The sequence below is a fragment of the Sneathiella limimaris genome (assembly GCF_012932565.1).
Classification (GTDB): Bacteria; Pseudomonadota; Alphaproteobacteria; order Sneathiellales; family Sneathiellaceae; genus Sneathiella; species Sneathiella limimaris.
This window is the reverse complement of record NZ_JABBYJ010000001.1, coordinates 496387-516345: the sequence shown is the minus strand read 5'-3', so window position 1 is coordinate 516345 and position 19959 is coordinate 496387. Positions and strand designations below refer to the sequence as shown.

The 19959-nt window shown below is 49.5% G+C and carries 22 protein-coding genes; 15 read left to right on the top strand and 7 right to left on the bottom strand.

The genetic code is table 11. From position 1 onward, the window contains the following. Nucleotides 1-60: 60 nt before the first annotated feature. Nucleotides 61-2769 (bottom strand): AAA family ATPase, encoded by a 2709-nt coding sequence (locus HH301_RS02400; protein WP_169566479.1) that lies wholly within the window; start codon nt 2767-2769, stop codon nt 61-63. Further along, a complete protein-coding gene (locus HH301_RS02395; protein WP_169566478.1) occupies nt 2766-3908 on the bottom strand; it encodes a metallophosphoesterase family protein in 1143 nt (380 codons plus the stop codon). The genes HH301_RS02400 and HH301_RS02395 overlap by 4 nt, the downstream gene beginning before the upstream one ends. Before the next feature lie 371 nt (nt 3909-4279). Between HH301_RS02395 and HH301_RS17930 the strand changes: the two genes are divergently transcribed. Beyond that, on the top strand, nt 4280-4555 hold the full coding sequence (locus tag HH301_RS17930; RefSeq protein ID WP_420821149.1) for a transposase family protein: 276 nt from the start codon (nt 4280-4282) through the stop codon (nt 4553-4555). Then, nucleotides 4545-5792 (top strand): transposase, encoded by a 1248-nt coding sequence (locus HH301_RS02385; protein ID WP_169566476.1) that lies wholly within the window; start codon nt 4545-4547, stop codon nt 5790-5792. The genes HH301_RS17930 and HH301_RS02385 overlap by 11 nt, the downstream gene beginning before the upstream one ends. 260 nt (nt 5793-6052) lie before the next feature. Here HH301_RS02385 and HH301_RS02380 read toward each other — a convergent pair whose 3' ends face one another. Further along, entirely contained in the window at nt 6053-7063 is a 1011-nt protein-coding gene (locus HH301_RS02380; protein WP_169566475.1) for a tyrosine-type recombinase/integrase, read from the bottom strand. Between the two features lie 167 nt (nt 7064-7230). Between HH301_RS02380 and HH301_RS02375 the strand changes: the two genes are divergently transcribed. From HH301_RS02375 to HH301_RS02365, 3 genes are all read left to right on the top strand, one after another. After that, nucleotides 7231-7506, top strand: coding sequence for a hypothetical protein (locus tag HH301_RS02375; protein WP_169566474.1), 276 nt, complete (start codon nt 7231-7233; stop codon nt 7504-7506). Further along, nucleotides 7485-7934, top strand: coding sequence for an antitoxin Xre/MbcA/ParS toxin-binding domain-containing protein (locus HH301_RS02370; RefSeq protein WP_169566473.1), 450 nt, complete (start codon nt 7485-7487; stop codon nt 7932-7934). The genes HH301_RS02375 and HH301_RS02370 overlap by 22 nt, the downstream gene beginning before the upstream one ends. 147 nt (nt 7935-8081) lie before the next feature. Further along, nucleotides 8082-8249: a hypothetical protein gene (locus tag HH301_RS02365; protein WP_169565982.1), complete on the top strand. Its 168-nt coding sequence runs from the start codon at nt 8082-8084 to the stop codon at nt 8247-8249. Between the two features lie 204 nt (nt 8250-8453). On the opposite strand, the gene HH301_RS02360 is transcribed toward HH301_RS02365, so the two are convergent. The 3 genes from HH301_RS02360 to HH301_RS02350 form a co-directional block, all read right to left on the bottom strand. Continuing rightward, a complete protein-coding gene (locus HH301_RS02360) occupies nt 8454-9203 on the bottom strand; it encodes an RES domain-containing protein (protein ID WP_169566472.1) in 750 nt (249 codons plus the stop codon). Beyond that, nucleotides 9190-9549: an MbcA/ParS/Xre antitoxin family protein gene (locus HH301_RS02355; RefSeq protein ID WP_169566471.1), complete on the bottom strand. Its 360-nt coding sequence runs from the start codon at nt 9547-9549 to the stop codon at nt 9190-9192. Before HH301_RS02355 ends, HH301_RS02360 begins: the two co-directional genes overlap by 14 nt. Before the next feature lie 421 nt (nt 9550-9970). Continuing rightward, nucleotides 9971-10555 (bottom strand): TetR/AcrR family transcriptional regulator, encoded by a 585-nt coding sequence (locus tag HH301_RS02350; RefSeq protein WP_169566470.1) that lies wholly within the window; start codon nt 10553-10555, stop codon nt 9971-9973. 102 nt (nt 10556-10657) lie between these two features. On the opposite strand from HH301_RS02350, the gene HH301_RS02345 reads away from it, so the two are divergent. The 9 genes from HH301_RS02345 (at nt 10658) to HH301_RS17725 (ending at nt 18291) form a co-directional block, all read left to right on the top strand. Further along, nucleotides 10658-11122: an MAPEG family protein gene (locus HH301_RS02345; protein WP_169566469.1), complete on the top strand. Its 465-nt coding sequence runs from the start codon at nt 10658-10660 to the stop codon at nt 11120-11122. Nucleotides 11123-11648: 526 nt separating this feature from the next. Further along, nucleotides 11649-13769 carry a nitrous oxide reductase accessory protein NosL gene (locus tag HH301_RS02340; RefSeq protein WP_169566468.1) on the top strand — a complete coding sequence of 707 codons (2121 nt, stop codon included), beginning with the start codon at nt 11649-11651 and terminating at the stop codon, nt 13767-13769. A gap of 14 nt (nt 13770-13783) precedes the next feature. After that, a complete protein-coding gene (locus tag HH301_RS02335; protein ID WP_169566467.1) occupies nt 13784-14794 on the top strand; it encodes an FAD:protein FMN transferase in 1011 nt (336 codons plus the stop codon). Between the two features lie 77 nt (nt 14795-14871). Beyond that, nucleotides 14872-15315: a pseudoazurin gene (locus HH301_RS02330; RefSeq protein ID WP_169566466.1), complete on the top strand. Its 444-nt coding sequence runs from the start codon at nt 14872-14874 to the stop codon at nt 15313-15315. A 39-nt stretch (nt 15316-15354) separates the two neighbouring features. Next, a complete protein-coding gene (locus tag HH301_RS02325) occupies nt 15355-16545 on the top strand; it encodes an NnrS family protein (protein ID WP_338091354.1) in 1191 nt (396 codons plus the stop codon). A 152-nt stretch (nt 16546-16697) separates the two neighbouring features. After that, the gene (gene napE, locus HH301_RS02320; protein ID WP_169566464.1) at nt 16698-16865 is read left to right on the top strand and encodes a periplasmic nitrate reductase, NapE protein; all 168 of its coding nucleotides are present in this window, start codon (nt 16698-16700) and stop codon (nt 16863-16865) included. Nucleotides 16866-16869: 4 nt separating this feature from the next. Beyond that, nucleotides 16870-17445, top strand: a complete 576-nt coding sequence (locus tag HH301_RS02315) for a ferredoxin-type protein NapF (RefSeq protein WP_169566463.1) — start codon at nt 16870-16872, stop codon at nt 17443-17445. After that, nucleotides 17438-17677 (top strand): chaperone NapD, encoded by a 240-nt coding sequence (locus tag HH301_RS02310; RefSeq protein ID WP_169566462.1) that lies wholly within the window; start codon nt 17438-17440, stop codon nt 17675-17677. The genes HH301_RS02315 and HH301_RS02310 overlap by 8 nt, the downstream gene beginning before the upstream one ends. A gap of 41 nt (nt 17678-17718) precedes the next feature. Continuing rightward, the gene (locus HH301_RS17725; protein ID WP_206378132.1) at nt 17719-18291 is read left to right on the top strand and encodes a NapC/NirT family cytochrome c; all 573 of its coding nucleotides are present in this window, start codon (nt 17719-17721) and stop codon (nt 18289-18291) included. 279 nt (nt 18292-18570) lie between these two features. Here the strand turns inward: HH301_RS17725 and HH301_RS17720 are convergent, their stop codons facing one another. Next, nucleotides 18571-18717, bottom strand: coding sequence for a helix-turn-helix domain-containing protein (locus HH301_RS17720; RefSeq protein WP_169566461.1), 147 nt, complete (start codon nt 18715-18717; stop codon nt 18571-18573). Between the two features lie 297 nt (nt 18718-19014). Between HH301_RS17720 and HH301_RS02295 the strand changes: the two genes are divergently transcribed. Next, nucleotides 19015-19806: a class I SAM-dependent methyltransferase gene (locus tag HH301_RS02295; protein WP_169566460.1), complete on the top strand. Its 792-nt coding sequence runs from the start codon at nt 19015-19017 to the stop codon at nt 19804-19806. Nucleotides 19807-19959 lie beyond the last annotated feature (153 nt).

Genomic DNA, 19959 nt, shown 5'->3' with positions numbered 1-19959 from the left:
ACGAACTTTCGAGATTGGTTTAAGTCATAATTTGCGAACAGCTCATTTTCCGAATTTTGATCAAGCTGAAACTAGCTCTTCTGTGTTTACGGCTTTCAGCGAAAGGTGTTTACCTCCGACGCCTTCAAACAACTGCTCACGACACGTCAGTACAATAATCTGAACTTGCTGCCCCACCATGTTCAGAATGTCAAACATGCGGTCCATCCTGCGATCATCCGAAAATACCAGCGCGTCATCCAAAACGACGGTTGCAGGATGTCCCTGTTCAACAAGCATCTCTGCAAAGGCGAGACGCACGAGGACGGCGATCTGCTCCTGCGTTCCCATACTAAGGTGCTGGAAAGACTCTTCATAACCGTCTTGCCGAACAACACCGACGATATGTAGGTTTTCGTCGATGGTGATCTCCGCGCCGGGGAACAGGAGCTGCAGGTATGGACGAACCCGCTTCAACACTGGGGAAAGATAGCGCTCTTTTGCTTCAGTTTCGGCAGAACGTAGAGTCGTTAAAAGGAGTGAGAGGATAGCGACCTCACGCTCGTAGCGTCGAAGCTGTTCTTCGGCCAGTTCTAACTCGCGTTCTTGCTGCTGGATGGCCTCGTCGAGACCGGCTCCCTCAAGGGCTTCAATATGTGACCGGAATCCGGCAATGTTCTCTTTCAAATCGGTGCGCTTGTCACGCCTCTCCTGGAGCGCCTTTTCCAGCCTTGAGATGCGCGCCTCCAGTTGTGGCAATGTCTCGCCCTCGCGCTGTTCTTCAAGCGAGGAGACCGCATTTTCCTGATCGGCCAGGGCCTTTCGAGCTTCGGATATGGCGGAATCCAGATCGTCGTCGGAAGTCTGTTTTTCGGCTTCGGTCAGATCGTTCTTCAGTCTTTCGAGACGTTCCTTCCCGTCTTCATATCGCGTCCTGACGCTACCCAAGTCGGTCTGGATACGGCCAATCTCTTCTTCTGGGCCGACAAGGCTCGCACGGGCGGCGGTGAGCGTGTCTCTTGCTTCCTGCGCAGCATCCTGAGCAGAAGTTAGGGCATGCTCCGCCTCCTTCTCCGTCGGTAAGGCATCGATCCCAAGATCGTTGAGCTCCCTTTCAAGGATTGCCTTCATGCCCGCAATGTGGTCGGCAAGAGGTTCCGCGCCGGCGTCGTAGTCGTCTGTTGCCGGCGCGTGCAGCTCAGCTTCCTGCTTTGCAAGTTCGGCATCCCGAAGCAGCTTTTCGCGCTTGGTAAGCTCCTTCTCGGCTTCATCGACCGACTTGACGCCGCAGTCTTCAAGCGCAGCCTTGAGAGCTTGATTCCCCGCGCGCTGCTGTTCGATCAGCTTGTCGCGGTCCTTGATAGCGGGCTGAACAGTAATACTCCCGTAGTCTGGGATAGTGATCGTCGTCGGCTCGACCGCTTCAACCGAAGCCTGGTCGGCGGTAAGCGGAGCATCATTGACTTCGATTTTGGACAATGGGTCGGAAGCCATATCGAACGTAACGAGTGTCGCAGCAGCGGAGAGGCGCGAACGAGCAGTTTCGAGTTCCTTGGCTGCATCTCGTATCGCTTTGAGATTCTCGTCTGTTACGAGAATGGCTGCCGCACCCTGTAGCGCAGCCCGTTGTTTTTTTTCAGCCGCGTGCGCTTTGTCGTAGCGCCCCTGAAGTTCGCGAATTCGAGAGTCGCGTTGGACGACGTTGAGAACGCGGCGTGCCTGTGAGACGGCATTGTCTGCCTCGGTTACAGCATTCTCTGCATCCTTCGTAGCGTTACGAAGCTTTTCGACCTGCTTTCGCAAGTCCTGTTCGGTTTGGCGTACCTCGTCGAGCTTTTTCTTCGCCGCCTCGACGGCTTCGCTTTCCATTTCGATTTGTTTCTTGAGATCGCGGCGCGCAGTGAGGACCTGCTCGGCCTGTTCCAGATTTCGCTTTTTCAGCTCAACTTCGGTCACCGCTGCATCGATACGAGATTCTAATTTGGCGAGTTCGGCATGCCGGGTTCGAGCCGCGTCGAGGTTCTCCTTGTCCGTCTGATCGTGTTCTCCCGACGAAAGGCGGGCGAGTGTCTCCTGCGCTGCTTCGAGGTTCTCCAAGGTGGTCGAAAGATCGCTTCGGCGGGTTCGCAGCCCTTCAAGTTCGGCGCGCAGGGAATCAATTCCATCGATCAGTTCCTTATAGTCACCTCGTGGCCTGCCAGTTAAGGTGACAAGCTCGGAGAGCTGCTTGTCTACCGCGTCGGGTAAGGCTCTGCCGCGCCTGCCCCCCAGAACCTCACCGACTTCCGATTCCAATGCGCTGTGGAGGTTTGAACGCGCGCTATCGGGAAGATCGAGCGCGCCGAAGGATTGGCCTTGCTGAACCCAGAGCACATTCCACATGCCCAGGGTTTCGGGTTTGGCGCCCGACTTACCGGGCTCATCGAACCCGAGAAGGTCACGAAGTGTGTCCTCTGCTTCATCGCCCTCCAGCTTTCGCCCGTCCGGACAGAACAGATGAGCGTACGGCTTTTTAACGAAGCGCTTTCTGATCCGATAAATTCCGTCATCGACCTCAAACGCCAGCTCGACGACGGGCGCGGCCTGGTTTCGGTCATTCTGTAGTGCCGTAATCGGTTGCGCCTTCGAGCTGTACTTCTCAAATAGCGAGGCACGCAGCGCGTCAAGCAGCGTTGACTTCCCCATCTCATTGGGGCCAACAATGACATTCAATCCGTCGCCGATATCATCAAGACACATCGGCGTCGTGAACTTCTTGAACTGATTAACAGCGATGGAGCGAATTTTCATTGGCTCCTCGTCTGCAATTTCATGTGCTCGACATACAGCCTCTGGAGCGCCAGCGCGGCAATCTCGCGATCCGGATCGCTTGTATCATCGGACTTCTGCTTCAGAGCATCGGCGGCGGCTCGTACAAACCCGCCCCGATCGATCTGATCTAGATCCTCTTCGCTCGGGCTTGGGAAAAGACGGGTATCATCCACTCTGAGATAACAGAAGGCAGCAGAGACCTGCTCTACTATCTGCTCTTCAAAATATTGCCGATCCTGAAGCGAGACCGCCCCCTCGACGTAAAGGCGTACCAGAATCCGGTTCAAGTCATCGCCACTGCCGCGCAGGGTCGTGGCAAGGGCGTTGATATCCTCGCGGGTGTTAATCTGCTTGCGGTAGGTCTTCCACCGATAATGACCGGTGTCTAACGGGCTAACGACTGGGAGGGCAGCAGCATTCTCAATCTCGACAAGAAGCGCCTGTCCGCCGCCATCGACATCAAACGCATCAGTCTCGTGTGTGCCGCTATACCAAACCCTATTGTTGATCTTTTTTTGCCCGTGCCAATCGCCCAGAGCCAGATACGCAAGCCCTGCCGATTGCGGCCTGTCCGGGTTGATGTAGTTCGGAACGTCCTTGTCATCAGAACCGAAACCAGTGACCGTCCCATGCGCGAGCCCGATGCGGATAAACCCGTCAGGGACATCTACCTCATCCATGTACGCCGTAGGGTCCTGAAGCGTGCGCTTATATTGGAGCGGAGCCGGAAGCACGGCAAAGCCGTCGCTTTCGAAAATCCGTGGCTCTGAGTCAACGTGAACAATCACATTGTCCGGCACGCCCCTACGCAAGAGCTGATCCCAAAGACCGTGCGGACGGTTGGGGTCATGGTTTCCGGGCATTAGATGCCACATCACCTTCTCAAATTTCCGCATGCGTTCGAGCGGCTGATTGAGAGAGCGCGGCGACAATGCCTCCATGTCGTAAACATCACCAGCAACGAGAACATGACAGGCACCGTGCTCTACCGCCTGTTCACCCAATCGGGTTATCGCCGCCAGACGTGCCTCTTGAAGTAATCCCATAGTTCCGTTACTGACAAAGCGAAAAACCTTGCCAATCTGCCAATCAGACGTGTGTATCAGGCGGAGGGTCATTAATGGGTATCTCCCAAAACTCTACTTCATCTTTTTAACGTGGGTCCTATTCAGCACTCAACTATATTTGTTTGATGGAGATTAGTCGTTGTCACAAATCTACTATTTGGCAGTTTGGTATATTTTTTCGCTGCACACAAGAGTTGATTTTAAGATAATTTGGTGTGTAAGGATTGTAGAATCAGAGTAAGTTTTCTGTTGTTTTCTTATTCTAGAGCCACAACCATTGATTAAATTAAATTTTTATTTATGAAGTAAGGGCCTCAAAATTTTTTACAAATCTAGGAGTGTTTTTTGTCGTTTTGCATAGATAGATCTGCAGAAGATTTTTCAATCGTGAAAAATCAAGATCTAAAAAAGTTTAAATTGATATGCGTTTTAATGTAATTGAAAATCAACACTCAATCTCTGGATTGAGATATGCGCCTGGCCCTGAGTTTGATCATTCCAGAAAGGTCTGGATCTACGAGGCCGAGACCACCCATTGGCCCGACTGTCCCAATTGCGAACGTCCCATGCACAAACATCGTTGGCGACCGAGAACCATTAACGATATGCCGATTGGCGCTTACCCTGCTGAACTCCAGGTGAAATGGCATGGTTTCCGTTGCAATTGTCTGAGCAAAGGAGCACAGAATGTCCATTGATCAGTTTACTCATTATGCAAAAGCAAAAGTTCCCGGAATTTCCAGCGAGCTGAGCTGCACCAATACACTGGCCGAGTTTGTTGGCAAATATCGGCATTTGGTCGGCTTGACAGTTTTGAGTAACATGACAGGCGTGTCGCGTCATCGGCTGAAATCCATCGAGAACTCAGTACAATCCAGTCAGTCCTTTGACGAGCCGAGACGGCTCAATCCAAGGATTGTTCGGATCGATGATCTCTCAGCTACGCGTACCTACGAGGTTGAAAAGGGCCGTAAAGCTTTAAAGGGGCATTTGGTTTTATCGGGGGAAGGATACACTGAAGATGCCTTTCAGCGAGGAATACGAGATACCGGATTTCTGAATATGGTGGCGGGGACAACGCGGGCAGATGCGGTTCGACTGTTTCGCCAGACTCTTGATTGTGACGCGGTGCAATATGTGACGCTGGATTTATCACAGACCCTGATTAGCGCGGCTTATCAGGCGTGCCCTAACGCTGTTGTGGTTGCTGACAAATTCCATGTGCTTAATTTGGTGACAGCTGCTTTTGAAAAAGTCGCAATTGACCAACGTTTTAAACTTCGCAAAGAGCGGCAGAGTTTTCATCGTGCTCGAAACTATATGAAACGACCGCCTAAAAACCTGAATGATTCAGAAAAACGCGAGATGGTGGAATGGCTTGTCCGCTTCCCGGATCTACATCAGGCCTATGAGCTCAGACGGGTCTTTTTTGAACTGTTTGAAATGGACCTCTCACCACAGGACGCGCGCCGGGCCCTGCTGCGGTGGCTGGATTTTCTGCCGGTAAAAGGACCGGTTGGGACCGCGTTTCGGTCGGTTGGTCGGACCGTAAAAAAATATCTGGATTTGATCTGTGCCTATTTCCCCTGTCGCCTGACCAACGCGCCCGCAGAAGCGTATAACCGGCGCATCAAGGAAATTGTTGCTGTAGGCGGTGTTCGGACCTTGGAGGACTTGATTGAGCGGGCGAGGGCAGAACATAGCTATGAGGCCCGCTTGGCGTTTGGGCGCATTCCTACCAAACCACCAAAGCGTCGTCAGCCGCTTTGGGATCATGTCCCGGTAGAGAATTCTGCAATCTGGGTGCGACCGGTAAAGGCTCGGGACGGTGAATTGCCTTTGCCGTCCCACCGACCGACGGGACTTTTGGAAGCCACCGATCAATTGAGCGCCCTGTCGATTGCAACTCTTTTATGGCCAGAGAAATTCCAATAAACCTTTGGAAAGCACCAAATAACCCGTCCCGCTGGGGGCGGGTTTTTTTGTATGTGGAAGTTAAGATTAGATGGCTCCGAAACCCGGGAGCCCCGCAGATGAAAAATCAGGTGGTTTTGCCCTCCCGGTGCGGTAAAGGCGCATCGTCGGAAGGGTCTGGAATTCTGCCGGTTTTGGGGGCACGAGTCCGATAAATAGGATTAGCGGACTCGTGGAAAAAACCACCCAAAATTGACAAGTGCCGGGACGGGGGCTGTCAGTCAGTCGGTTATATGGATATAGCGCGATACTCCTTCTAGGGTTTTATGGCCGGATCGGGCGCGGATTTGCCAGAGGCTGTCGCCCTTGAGGCCGGCCCGGGTGATATAGCCGCTTCTAAGGCTATGGGCGCTGATCAGCTGGCTCCTTTCGGCAATATCAGCGTCCGGATGACCTTTTGCTTTCAGCATCGCCTGGTAGCGGCTTTTGACCAGGCGGGCGATGGAGCGGGGGGTGAGGGCCGTCTTGGCGACCCGCTCAAAGCGATCGATACCTCTAAAGACGGCCCCCTCGTCAATCTGGGCGTCTTTCAGCCAAATGTCCAATGCGGAAACCGGACAGAGCGCGGGATCTGTCTCGCGCGGCAGGATCTTGGTCTGGCCGAGGCGCTTGGCATCGTTCTTGGCGCGGCGGATGACGATTTTTAGAGACTCCGCTCGAAAGCTGAGATCGGCGACGGCGAGAGCCGAGAGTTCACTGCGGCGAAAGGCGCCAAAGAAGCCGACCAATAATATCGCGGCATCGCGGCGATCCCGAAGGTTGGTCTTAAGAGTACCCACCATGGCGGCGAGCTCCTCATAAGAGAGCGGGCTCCGCGCCGCTACCGGGCGACCCTCGAGGCGGTAGATCCCGTCCATGACCTGGCGGAGCAGCGGATGATGCGGATCAAAGGAGCGGCCGCGGGCGTAAAAGCCATCGGCAATGCCAAAGATGCGGCGGTTGAGGGTGGTTGGCGCCAGATGGTCGGCGGCGTCCGAGAGATACAGCCCGACCAGCGGCTCGCCGGGCCCGTCGGAAATCGGCGCCAGGCCTTGCGCCGCACACCAGGCCTCGTAAGCCGTCCAGTCCTCGTGATAGGCTTGTTGGGTGGTATCCGCATGGGCCGCTTTCAGATAGCGGCGGGCGCGCTTCAAGGCGGGCTCGAGCGAGGGCGGAAGGGCCGCAAGAGCGGGACGGCACCCCTTGGGCTCGGGTGCGGTTGGCTCCCCCTTCTGGATGCGGTCTTTAGGCATCGGAACCTTCCTTTGAGGCTTCACCTAGAGCGGCCCCACCAGAAGTCAAGCGTGGGGGCACGGATCGCCTCTGTTGCAGCCGTTTGTCGGTTCCTGACTGTCGATTTTCCCTGCTCTTTTGGAAGAGGAGCACTATATTCATTTTGTATTTGCAAGGACAGGGTGAAATGCAGCTTGAGGAGGTTACAGAGGGAGAGCTGGTCGTCCCCGGCAAACTGGCAAAACTCCTGCGGATCGACGCAGAAGAGATTGCTTGGACGATTGAACTTGATGAGAGTGCCTTGAAACGCCGATCTTCCCTACACGCTCCAGGCCCCCAAAGACGTCTTAGCTATCTATCAAAATATTTATATGAATTGAACAAACGGCTTCACATGATATATTTTCATGCACCAAATGACGCAATAAAGGAGCATTTTGAGTGTCTACCCATGCATTCATGAACATTGAAAATCCTTACAGGTCTCTTGGATTGCGTAGCCTTAACCCTAGACCGATTGATATTGTAAAAGCCGTAGAGACCGGCTTTACTCTGAGTAACATCAAAGCAATTGCTCGATATTGCCTTCTAGAAGACAACTCTAAATCAGTTGAAAGCCTTGTCTCTCGTTCTACTGTTGACCGATTAAAGCGGGCTCCAACAAAGCGGGTATCCAAAGAAACTAGTGAAAATTTATATGCTGCATGGAAAGTAGCTGTAGAGACTAGAAAAATTTATGCAGATGATGTTGAAAAATCAAAGTACTTTCTCAACAAACCGCACCCAATGCTGGATGGAAAATCCCCGTTACAATTAGCACTCTCTTCAAGTGCAGGCGCAGATATGGTGGTAGATTTACTCAAGAGAACCCGGGCGGGTTTTGCCGTTTAATGAACGGCCATTGCAGCTTAGACAACGCCTTGAGAGGTCTGGGGAGCCGTGGGCTTTTGTACCGTTCTGTTCGCCATCCAGACGGAGATTGAGATGCTCCTCGATTTGTAGACACCTTTTTGCTCATTATGAGGTTAGGAGGTTGCTATGGGCAAAGCCAATTTCAGTGGCTCGCCCCTTATGGCTAATGCCTGGTACAGATCAGAACCTCTCGCCGGTTTTGCGGGGTGGACGGCCATGCAGCTGGTTCAGGCAGGAAGGATCGAGGAACTCTATTTATATCTGGAGGCCGTTGATGCCGGCGTGTTTGCCTGATCCGGGTTTTTAGCGGGTCATCTCCTTAAAGGCTCAACCGGGGTCTTGTTTGCTGGGCTGTTATATCCCCACATAAAAAACCCTCTATGCACAGCCATGCGATAGAGGGCTTTGTAATCTAGAAATCAAATACGTTGGATTTGCGTTTATCCGATCTTGATAAAAAACCTTGGATCGGGATTTTCAAGAGAAGACAGCGTGAGCTCAAGCTGGTTCAGGAAGGTTTCCATCCAGCAAAAACAGATCCCGTGGAAATTCCAGGAATTGGGTTCGATCAAGTTTAAGGCCCACCCGGCTTCGTGTGGCCTCACAATAGCATTTGAGCAGTTGAACAGGCTTTTTGGAGATTAACCCTGCTGGCTCAAAAATGGCGACATTTAACCCGGCTTTGGGGCAGCGCGCGGACTGATAGCTAATCCCCTGGATCTCGGCTGCTCTTAGCTCACTGCCGAGCGCCTTGGTTGGCTGATAGTTGGCTTTGTGTTGCAGGGTGTCTGCATAGGCGGTAAAGGGCTCTTTGGTCAGATCGAGACCAGGCTCACACTTGAATCGGGCCGAAAAGAGATCATAGCTTGCCCGGATCACCGGATTGGGGAACGCCTCCTCAACTCCTTCTAAAAATACGAACCGATAATAGGCCAGTTCTGCCGCCGCTGTTTCCTGCAGGAGAGATCCATAGAAGATGGACATTTCATGTCGGGCCCCAAAACGCGATCCCCATTTTAAGGGAGGGTATCTGAATGGGGTGGCCAGTAAGTAATCATCCGGCGCCGTTTCTGGATAGGAAGGTTTGGTCGCATCCAGTAACTCTTCAAGCCGCATTTGCTCATCGAGAGTTTCAACCAGCTCCATGGTGGCGATCTCTGACTGGTCCTCAACAACCCGCCACAAGAGGCCCCTGAGGGTTTCGGGTTGAGCTTGGCTCAGAACCTCTTTCCACTCAGATCTTTCCACGCATGCCGTCCAGGTAAATGAGGACGCTATTCAGTCCTTGTACGGACTTTACAAGCTCTCTTGGAACACCGTTCAGATGCTTGTTGCGTGTTCCAAACCAGTGTTTCATGTTTTTCGGATCCCCACCGACCAGGGTATGCAGGGCGCGATAGCAGCGGACAAAGAGAAGAGCCAGCTCCCCAGCCTTGGTTGCAGGGTCAATACCGCGATTGATGGCTGTCCGGTCCCGTCCAATGATCTTGGCCAGTTCCTCAAGTGGGATCCCCAGATTGGAGGCTGCATTCTTGGCGGCTTTGGCGAGGATGGCTTTATCATCCATGTCTACTGCCTGCTGCTGTCGTGTCATAACGCTGCTCTCACATAAAAAAGATGTAATAGCTACAATATTATCAGCCATGTTGTAATTGCGTCATTATATTTAGGGCATGTACCCGTTTCCGTCAAGGATTGGAGTTCTTCGGACATGGTGGGTAGACAGGTTGCTCTTTAAAAATTATCTATTTTGATTATTTGATTTTGGTCTAATAAAGCTCATAGCCTGAAGACTGTAGGTTCACAACAAGCAGTCAATGCTGCGCAGGTACAGGGAGGGGTAACGCCCCGAGCAAAATCATAACCAAAAAACCAAAATATCAAGAAATATATTAGCTATAATAGTGGCTTAGGTCATAGGTTCAAATAGGGCTGCGACCATACTGTAAACCAAATCATAAGATGGGTTGTGTTACAAAGAGGCAGTTCTATGATAGATTGATCAATCTTAGCCGCTACTTCGATTGAAGCGCTGTCGTTAATGCCTGTACCATTTCGGAAGTAGAATGCTTTAATGGATCATTTGCACTGTCGGCAAGTCCAAACATGACGACCAATCCCAATACCGCTGAGTGGATTGCAAAAGCTTCCTGACGTTCAGTGATGGAACCACAGCCAAGTTTATCCGCAAGAGCACTGTACATTCTATCGGTGATTGGATGCACCTTGTCCAGTAAGGCTAAACTGTGAGTAACTTCTGCGTTCGGTCGGATGGTCTGTGGCAACAAATACATCATCCGAAAACGGTCGAGATCTGCAAAATGGAAATTTGCAACGGTCCCCACGAACGCTTCTATTGCAGCGTCTCGGGTGGCCGTATATGAGATTGATTGGATGGCTGTGTTCGCCTCTGCTTCCAGCCAAGGGAGGAACATTGCCGCTAAAAGATCGTGCTTTGTGGGATACCAGTAAAGCACGGCTTGTTTTGTGCGGCCGAGTCGGCGGGCTATGGCATCAAAGGAAACTGCAGCAAGTCCGTCTGAAGTAAGAATCTCGCGTGTAACTTCTATGATTTGATCTTTGGTGTTTTGTTGCGCCATGTTGTTTGCCCTTGACTAATTACCCATGGTAAGTTACATCATTTACCATTGGTAAGTAAAGGTGAAACAGAACCCCGTTGCAATTTTAGATGAGGTCTCCGTATGGATGCCATGAATTTGGAAAACCCTGTTTTCGTGACCTATTTGATAGCATCCGCAATCATGGTAATCAAAGTAATGGGACAAGGGTGGGTGACAGTTTACAGGATGCTGAAAGTTGGATCTGGTTACGCCAGCCGTGAGGATTTGAAACAGGGTCTTATCAATAAAACTCCTGATCCTACTCAGCTTGAAGTTAATGAATACGTCGACCGATCTCGAAGAATACATAGGAACGATCTTGAAAATATTCCGTCATTCTGGATAGCTGGTCTGCTTTTTGTTGTGGTTAATCCATCAGTTCTGCTGGCGCAGATCCTGATGTATGGATTTGTGATAGCACGCCTTGGACATTTCTGGGCTTATTCAACAGAAAGATCACACGAAGTTCGTGCGACATTTTACACAATTGGTTCGGGAGTTGTGGTTTATATGGCATGCCATGTTCTTTTTGTCGTGCTTATGTGAACTTACTTATTGGCTGCAAAGTCCCCCTTACTTCCGTTTAAGTAAATTTAGTAAAAAATATTTCTGGATATCTGTTTTGGAGGAATACAAATAGGCCTGGAATGGCTGTTTACCCCCACTATTTTGACCGATATTTTTATTGACTGTCGTTGCTTGCGCACCCCCGCATCCAAAACGTAAAAACCCGTCAATTGCCGGGTTTTTACGTTTTGTTATTGTAGACTAGGGTGAGGAGCGCACGGAAAGGTCAATCAGAACTTTTCCATACGGAGCAAAACAGCATAATGTTTTCCTCTAAATGACTCGCTTCACCTCCTATGATTTCATGGCTGGAAATCCACTGGGAGTTTGCGAAAGCGCAAATAACGATGTTCAGATCCCGACTAAGGTCCATTCCAACAAAATTTTAATAAGCGAAATACTCCTTCCGAAAATTCAGGGGTATGCGCTGTTCAAATTAACTTGGTAAATGGGATTTATTAGGATGACATTGTTTATCCGACTGTTTCTTATTAGGAGAAAGAAAATGAAAGACGATTCAGAGAAAATTGCAGACGTCTCCCGGCGTTCATTATTGAGTGGTTCAGCCGCTGTTGCGGGTCTGGGGGCGCTTGGAGGGACGACGGCCTTTATGGCTTCGCCGCGTATTGCCCACGCTGCTAAGGGAAATGCAGAAGTAGCACCTGGTGATCTTGACGAATATTACGGTTTTTGGAGTGGAGGGCAGTCCGGCGAAGTACGGATTTTAGGTATACCCTCCATGCGGGAATTGATGAGGATCCCTGTTTTTAATCGCTGTAGTGCAACTGGTTGGGGTCAGACAGATGAAAGTATAAAGATCCTCACCGAGAATATGCTTCCTAAGGAAAAGGAATTCTGGAAGGACAAAGGCGGTTTTCCGCTTAATGGCGATACTCATCATCCTCATATGTCTTTTACGAACGGAACCTATGATGGCCGTTATATCTGGGTCAATGATAAAGCGAATACCCGGATTGCTCGAATCCGCTGTGATATTATGAAGGTAGACAAAATTATTTCTATCCCCAATGCAGCCGATATTCACGGAATGCGGCCACAAAAATACCCGAAAACCAAGTATATTTTCGCTAACGGCGAACATCGGGTGCCGCTGCCGAACGATGGCTCTGTTTTAGATGATCCGTCAAAATATCACGCTGTATTTTCCGCGGTTGATGGTGAGAAAATGAAGGTTGCATGGCCTCTTGGAATTTCAAAGAACTTTGGTGATCTTAAAGCGTTGCAGGATGTAACCTTAACTTTGAACCGGGGAGAGTGCTTAGCTCTGGTCGGTCATAATGGTGCCGGAAAAAGTACCCTGATCAAGATTTTGTTGGGGCTGATATCCCCAACACGCGGCATGGTTCATGTTATGGGTGCCGATGTTCAAAAACGCCACTTTAAGAAGTCGCGACAGCATATCGGATTTTTACCGGAACAAATTCTCTTTCAGAAAAACATGACAGGAAGAGAAGTGCTACTTTTTTATGCCAAGCTAAAAGATGCACCCCAAGCTCAAGTAAACGAGCTCTTTGAGAAATTTGAACTTGAAGCCGCGGCTGACTACCGAATTTCAACTTATTCGAAGGGAATGCGGCAAAAACTTGGATTGGCTCAAGCCTTGCTGGGTGAGCCGGAGTTCCTCATCTTGGACGAGCCAACCTCTGGTCTGGATCCTATGGCTCGGCAAAAAATTTATCATATTCTTGGGGAAGAAAAGCAAAAAGGAACATCTATTTTGATTTCCTCACATGTTCTTACTGAGATTGATGATCGCGTTGACCGGGCGGTGATCCTTAATTCTGGTCGTGTTGTTGGAGATGGCACCATGGCGGGTCTGACTCAACAGCTAGCCGTTCATTCAAAAATCGTTATTGAGGCAACGCCTGAAGCCTGTGATCAAATCAAAACCGTTTTTGCCCATGACCTGAATGTTCAAAGAACAACCCAGAGACATCTGGTCATACATTGTGAGCAGGCCCGTAAGATCCCAATATTAAACAGCATCTATGCGCTTGGTATTCAGCTCAATGATATTCGGATAACTGACCCAAGCCTTGAGGAAATTTTTGGTGCCTACATGCACATGGATCGGAGAGGGAAGTCACTTATAGTAATCATTTCTATGATTTTTGGCTTCTCCTTAAGCGCTTGCCAGGAGAACCTGGAAGTTTTGCCAGAGCCTCTGGCGCTGACGAATGAAACTGTTGGGACTTATTGCGGAATGCTGCTTGCAGAGCATTCAGGCCCAAAAGCCCAGGTTTTTGAGAAGCATAGATCAAAACCGCAATGGTTCAGTTCTGTAAAAGATGCGATTACATATCTAACCTTACCGGGTGAGGCCCAAGATGCCGTTGTGACATATGTCCATGACATGGGGAAAGCCGAAAGCTGGGAGAAACCCCAGAATGTTGGGATTTGGATCGACATACAGGAAGCATTTTTTGTGGTTGGAAGCCGTAAGCCTGGGGGGATGGGAATGCCCGAGTTTGTCCCATTCAGCGAGCTGGAACCCGCCGAGAACTTTGCTGATCAATATGGCGGCCGGGTTGTTCGGCTTGGGGAAATTACCAACGAAGACTTGGACTTGGCGCATATGCCCCCTGTCGCCCTAACTCGTGAGTAAGAGGAGCCTAAGACATGCAATCACACATCACAAGTAAGGCCTCTCGAAGGTCGTTTCTGATTATGGCGTCGGCTTCTTGTGCGACTTCTCTATTGCCCTTTTCTAGTGCGGCGGCGAAAGAGCAGACTGTTCGCTGGACTGGGTCGGCACTTGGTGCTGAGGGTGTAATTCAGTTGCACCACACAGATCCGGAAAAGGCTCGCTCAGTACTCTTGCATTGCGAACAGGAAATTGAGCGATTAGAAAACCTGTTTAGTCTCTATCGGCCTCACTCGGCACTGAGCCGTTTGAATGAAACAGGGGCACTCGAGAACCCGGATTTCCAGTTTCTGGAACTTCTGTCATCTGCACAATCATTCGCTCAGCAAACCGATGGAGTGTTTGATGTTACAGTGCAACCACTTTGGCAGTTTTATGCAGATTATTACGCTAAATCTGGGAATAGGAAGAAGAAGCCTCTGAAGGAAGACATTCAGCAAGTGCTGAAAACGGTTGGCTATCAGGATCTAGATCTGTCCCCAAGCCGGATTGCCTTTAAGAAACCTGGCATGGCGATCACCTTAAATGGGATCGCTCAAGGGTATATTACGGATCATATCAAATCAGTCTTACAGTCTGCTGGGTTTAAACACGTTCTGCTGTCATTGGGTGAAGTGGCCGCTATTGGACCAAAATCGGAAAGGAAGCCGTGGCGTGTTGGACTTGAGGCAGGAGAGGGTGGGGACAGTATCTCCAATTTGATTATCCCGCTTACCGATCAGTCGGTTGCTACTTCGGGTACCTATGCCAGCCCATTCGCAGGGAAGACCGGTGCCAATCATCTGCTCAATCCAAAAACCGGTGAGTGGTCACGCGCGAAAGGCTCGATATCTGTTGTATCCAAACGAGCGATGATAGCCGACATGTATTCTACAGCCCTGTCGCTTATGACGCCGACGGAAAGGGAGCGTTTGCTTGCCCGGTCTCAGCAGGTTGACGCTGTATATTATTCATCAGGCTCAGAAGGCACGAATTGGTTTTCATAGCTTTCTTATGAGTTCAGGTTCGACCGCGATGGTATCTGATGTTTCAGTCAATACAAACGGAATGTGGAGAATTCAAAATGAAAATTGTCGCGTACATCATCACATTGCTTGTTGTCGGAATGACAATCTCAGCAGTTCAAGCAGCAGAATATGAAGTAAAAATGCTAAATCGCGGTGAAAAAGGAGTGATGGTTTTTGAGCCGGACTTTGTGAAAGCTGAGGTCGGTGATGTTATCCGGTTTATCCCAGCAGACAAAGGGCACAATGTTCAGTCCATCAAAGGAATGCTGCCTGAAGGGGTAGAGAAATTTAAGAGTGCTTATAACGAAGAGTTTGTTCTGGAGGCCAAGGAGGAGGGATTTTACGGCGTCAAATGCAGCCCACACTATCCTATGGGAATGGTTGCTCTGATTTCAGTGGGAACTCCTCAAAATACTGAGCAGGCTAAAAAAGCCAAGAACCCACCCAAAGCCAGAAAACTTTTTGAAGAATTATTCAAGGCTGCTGAAGATCTGAATTAGGTCATCGATAATTGTGATGCTGATGAAGCAGATGGAGTGATGGATATGCTTGGAAACCCCCGTAAAGATTATGCTGGACCTGCAATTTTTTCCTTTGGCTTTCGTCCATTTTTTATGATTGCTTCGATATATGCGGGGGCTTCAGTGCTACTTTGGATACCCTTATTTATGGGGCATCTTGAAATCTCTTCAACATTTGCGCCCGTCGATTGGCATATCCATGAAATGCTGTTTGGTTTCGCAGCAGCTGTTATCTGCGGATTTCTGCTAACTGCTGTACCTAATTGGACAGGCAGACTGCCCGTACAGGGTTTCCCTCTATTGCTTTTGTCTCTTCTGTGGCTGGTTGGTAGGTTGGCGGTAACTTACTCAGTACAGATCGGATGGATAGCGGCAACTATTCTGGATTGCATGTTTCTGTTTGTCTTATGGTTGGTTGTCGCGAGAGAAATTGTTAGAGGTCAGAACTGGCGCAACTTGAAGGTCTTGGTACCGCTCAGCGTATTGCTCAGCTCAAATCTTCTCTTTCATCTGGAAGCAAGTATTGGCGGAATTGCCGATTACAGTAGAAGAATGGCACTTGTCGCTATCATTGCCTTTATCCTTATTATCGGTGGCAGGATAATTCCAAGTTTCACACGAAACTGGCTGGTTAAGTTTAATCCTGGTCGATTACCTGCTCCCTTTAGTCTTTTTGAAAAGATAAATCTTATGGCTTCAATGGTCACGATGGTTGGATGGATCCTGCTGCCTGAACAGGAATTGGTTGGGTATGGGTTTTTGGCTGCGTCTGTACTGTTATTTGTTCAATTAGCTCGTTGGGCTGGGGGGAGAACGTTCGCAGAGCCATTGGTTCTCATTTTGCACATTAGCTATTTATTCATTCCCGTTGGATTTCTGCTGATCGGGCTCTCTATCCTATATCCTGATAAATTATTGCCTGTAGTAGGGATACATGCGCTGGGAACCGGTGCTGTAGGCGGCATGATCCTCGCTGTAATGATGCGGGCCAGTAAGGGCCATACAGGGAAGCCGTTAGTCATGAAACCAACCGATGTTGTCCTTTATGCTGCGGTCGTCATTGCTGCTATTTCAAGAGTAATTTGTGCATTGTTTCCAGAGAGTATGACCTGGTTAATAACGTTTTCGGGTGCTTTTTGGGCCGTTGGTTTTGTCGGGTTTTCCATCGTCTATGGGAGATATCTCCTAAAGCCAAAACAAATAGTTTGAAGCAGTCTGCTAGAGCATAGGAATATTTATATTTGATATTTCTGATTTAAAATATAGTGTTATCGCTGATGGTACCCAAGGGAGTCTGATTTGGCGCGTAAGAGTGGAAAAGAGACACATTTGGTCTATCAACTGAGCTGGAGGGAAAAATCATGTCTGAGGAAGAAGCCGGAGATGCAAAGGCCGGCCGAAAGCATGAAATCTTATTATTTTTGTTTTTAACAGCAATCCTGATACCGGGACTGACTATTGTATTGGTTGGGGGCTATGGTTTCAGTATCTGGATGTATCAAATCCTTGCAGGTCCCCCTACAGGCTAGGACCATGCCAGATCTTTCAGAAAAACCGCTATCACGCCGGGAATTGTTGTTTCGATCCGCCCCTGCAAAAGCAGATATGCCTGATCCATGTATCATTCGACTTCCATGGGCGGATAGTTTTGTTATTGAAACCGCTTGCACTGGGTGTGGGCTATGCATTTCTGAATGTTCTGAAAATATCATCACAATTTCCAGAAGCCAAAAAGCCACAGTCGATTTTGACAAAGGTGAATGTGTTTTTTGTGGTGCTTGTGCAGATAGCTGCCCGGAACCTGTTTTTTGGGAAAAAGAACAGCGGGAAACTAAAGACCCCTGGGATGGGGTGGCGGTTGCTGGTCAAGCTTGCTTATCAGGTCAGGGAATTACCTGCGAGGTTTGCAAGGATCAATGTCCAGAAGAAGCCATTTCCTTTCCAGCAACCTTGGGTGGTTCAGCGTTACCAACAATTAATTCTGATGACTGTACCGCTTGTGGTGCCTGTGTCGCGCCCTGTCCAGTAGACGCTATTCACATTGATTGGAACAAGGACTGTGAACAACAAGTCTTCCGGGCATCCAACGAGGAGGGGCGACATGAGTGAACCACTTTTTATCGCGAGCTATATCGCTCACGTCCAACGTGAAGAATTTAATCATGTGAAAGAAATCATTGAGCGAACTGAGTTTGCAGAAATTCCGGCATTGGATGAGATGGGGAAAATAGTGGTTGTTATCGATGCTCCATCAGAGGGGCTATTGCTGGACACGGCAGAGGATATTCGGGGAATTCAGGGCGTTCTGTCCTTCTTACCTGTTTACCAACATGCCGAATAAAATCGAAGTTTGAGCTAACTAAAATATGAGGGAACAAGGTCATGAAGTTTTCACGGCGGGACTACATCAAGGCCAATGCAGCAACCATAGCGGCGGGTGTTGCAGGAATTAAAACAGCGGATGCTGCATCTCGGCGTGGAAGCATGGTTACGCGGGTTGAAACTCGGGGACGTAACAGAGTACCTGTCGGGTTGGTCTTTGTTCCCTGGTTTGATGCAAGCCAGTTGATCAACAAGGTTACGCTGGATGCTACGGATCCGATTTCCAAGCAGACAGACTTCAAGAAATGCGCTGTCAAAATTGAAGCAGCTCGTAAGATGCAGGCCTCCAAAGAAGTGTTTGGTAAGGTGTTTGGTACAATTAATACTCGTGAGAAATTTCTGGATCAACGGCGACGTCTGGCTGGTCATGAGTGGGCACGTTTGTCAGCTAATGACTCTTTGGAGTGTCGGAACTGTCATAGTGCGGAAAGTATGGATATCACTGCGCAAGGTTCCCGAGCAGCAACAGCTCACCAAAAGTTTCTGTTTACTGGTGAGAAAACCTGCATTGACTGTCATAAAGGGATTGCCCACGAGCTCCCAGATATGACGGGTGTGCCCGGGTGGGAATAGTCTGGTTGAACTGCAAACTAGAAACAATCAGGCAATTTGTTTCTGGGTACTCAGGGGCTTCAAGGCTAGGCTGTAATCTTTGAGCATGAAGTTTAGGGGACCCAAGTAATAGGAATTCAATACACTCTTTGCCAGTGGACTGGAACGTTGCTTCTTTTTCCCTTAGCTAGGAAGAAAGCTCATGATGCCCTATGCCAATGAGAATCGTTTCCCCCGCCAGCGATATGAGCAAGAAATCGGTCTTCACTTACAATTATTGATAAGATTAATGCTCATAAATTATTTCGCAGATCTGGAGGGCTTCAATACTTCTCTTGGAGACATTCCAAATTTGCGTTTGAACAGGGTACTGAAATGTGCCGAGCTATTGAATCCAAAATTAAAAGCGGTAGAGGTGATGGATCTTGTAGTGCCATTCGCGAGCACGTCATAACAGAACTCAAGTCGCCGGTTCCATATACCCCATCCTCAACACTGAGACGTTCAGCAATACACTCTTCATCTCCTTAGAAAGACTTGCTAATTCCACTTTAAGCCCAGAGTGACCGACGCTGCAGAATGCTCGAATGTCTGAACTACAGAGCAAGCCAAAACACGACACGATCTTAGACGGCTTGACCATCAGTTATGTCACCAAAGTTCCCTAGGCAGACCGTGTTTGACCTGAGACATGGCAAACGCATAGACTGTTCATAGTACGACAAGCGACAAAAGGGTTTTTCCATGACATTTCAATTGGCAGGTAACGGCCCCAAGATTTACGAAGAAGTTATGGTGCCCCTTTGGTTTGGCCGTTGGGCTGAGGCGCTTGTTGAGCAGGTTTCGCCACGCACTTCGGAACGCGTCTTGGATGTTGCTTGCGGAACAGGGGTGACGACCCGACTGGTGAAGTCAAAGGTTGGACCAAGCGGGAAGGTCACTGGTCTGGACATCAATACGCCAATGCTTGCCAAGGCAAAAGACTTAGCTGGCGATCTGGATATTCAATGGATTGAGAGCGATGTATGCGGTAGCGGACTGCCTTCACAGTCTTACGATGTCATTCTTTCTCAGCATGGCTACCATTACTTTCCAGAAAAGCCCAAAGCTCTGAGTGAGTTCTTGCGGCTTTTAGTTCCAGGCGGGCGTTTGGTCTTCTCAATCTGGGATGGACATAGCCCCTACACAAAAGCCCTCTGCGCCGCTGTCGCCCGCCACATATCCCCCGAGATTGCAGAAAAGCAGAGATCCCAAAGGCAGACGCCAGCGGCGGAGGAATTGAAACAACAGGTTGCGGATCAAGGGTTTTCGGATGTAGCCGTTCGGCGGCAAGTGCTGATGATCGATGTTCCGCTAGCGCCCAAGTTTGTGCCCATGCATCTAGCATCTATGCCAATTGCAGGCGCGTTTCTCGCACTCGATGAAGATGCACAAAATGCTTTGATCCAAGAGGTTGCGGAAGAACTCGATGAGTTTGTTGTGGGAGATAGACTTGTTTACCCTGACGCCGTGAATGTCGTGACAGGACGCAAATAGCATCCTCGCGTCGATTATGCCTGCGTGAATTCACAACCTCGTTCGGTTTATGTTTGGTTGCTTCATTACTGCGTCCAGCGCTGAAAGCCGCCATTCGCTCAGTCGCAGCGAATGGCAGGATAGCCCGCAAAGCCGTCTTTGCTAGGTAGCAGT

Excerpts from the sequence above, each read along its gene's own strand:
- HH301_RS02350 (WP_169566470.1), bottom strand. The coding sequence starts at position 10,555 with ATGGCGCAACAAAACACCAAAGATCAAATCATAGAAGTTACACGCGAG.
- HH301_RS02335 (WP_169566467.1), top strand. The coding sequence starts at position 13,784 with ATGCAATCACACATCACAAGTAAGGCCTCTCGAAGGTCGTTTCTGATT.
- HH301_RS02325 (WP_338091354.1), top strand. The coding sequence starts at position 15,355 with ATGGATATGCTTGGAAACCCCCGTAAAGATTATGCTGGACCTGCAATT.
- HH301_RS02385 (WP_169566476.1), top strand. The coding sequence starts at position 4,545 with ATGTCCATTGATCAGTTTACTCATTATGCAAAAGCAAAAGTTCCCGGA.
- HH301_RS02345 (WP_169566469.1), top strand. The coding sequence starts at position 10,658 with ATGGATGCCATGAATTTGGAAAACCCTGTTTTCGTGACCTATTTGATA.
- HH301_RS02355 (WP_169566471.1), bottom strand. The coding sequence starts at position 9,549 with ATGACACGACAGCAGCAGGCAGTAGACATGGATGATAAAGCCATCCTC.
- HH301_RS17725 (WP_206378132.1), top strand. The coding sequence starts at position 17,719 with ATGAAGTTTTCACGGCGGGACTACATCAAGGCCAATGCAGCAACCATA.
- HH301_RS02375 (WP_169566474.1), top strand. The coding sequence starts at position 7,231 with ATGCAGCTTGAGGAGGTTACAGAGGGAGAGCTGGTCGTCCCCGGCAAA.
- napE (WP_169566464.1), top strand. The coding sequence starts at position 16,698 with ATGTCTGAGGAAGAAGCCGGAGATGCAAAGGCCGGCCGAAAGCATGAA.
- HH301_RS02295 (WP_169566460.1), top strand. The coding sequence starts at position 19,015 with ATGACATTTCAATTGGCAGGTAACGGCCCCAAGATTTACGAAGAAGTT.
- HH301_RS02330 (WP_169566466.1), top strand. The coding sequence starts at position 14,872 with ATGAAAATTGTCGCGTACATCATCACATTGCTTGTTGTCGGAATGACA.
- HH301_RS02365 (WP_169565982.1), top strand. The coding sequence starts at position 8,082 with ATGGGCAAAGCCAATTTCAGTGGCTCGCCCCTTATGGCTAATGCCTGG.
- HH301_RS02380 (WP_169566475.1), bottom strand. The coding sequence starts at position 7,063 with ATGCCTAAAGACCGCATCCAGAAGGGGGAGCCAACCGCACCCGAGCCC.
- HH301_RS17930 (WP_420821149.1), top strand. The coding sequence starts at position 4,280 with ATGCGTTTTAATGTAATTGAAAATCAACACTCAATCTCTGGATTGAGA.
- HH301_RS02400 (WP_169566479.1), bottom strand. The coding sequence starts at position 2,769 with ATGAAAATTCGCTCCATCGCTGTTAATCAGTTCAAGAAGTTCACGACG.
- HH301_RS02315 (WP_169566463.1), top strand. The coding sequence starts at position 16,870 with ATGCCAGATCTTTCAGAAAAACCGCTATCACGCCGGGAATTGTTGTTT.
- HH301_RS02340 (WP_169566468.1), top strand. The coding sequence starts at position 11,649 with ATGAAAGACGATTCAGAGAAAATTGCAGACGTCTCCCGGCGTTCATTA.
- HH301_RS02310 (WP_169566462.1), top strand. The coding sequence starts at position 17,438 with ATGAGTGAACCACTTTTTATCGCGAGCTATATCGCTCACGTCCAACGT.
- HH301_RS02395 (WP_169566478.1), bottom strand. The coding sequence starts at position 3,908 with ATGACCCTCCGCCTGATACACACGTCTGATTGGCAGATTGGCAAGGTT.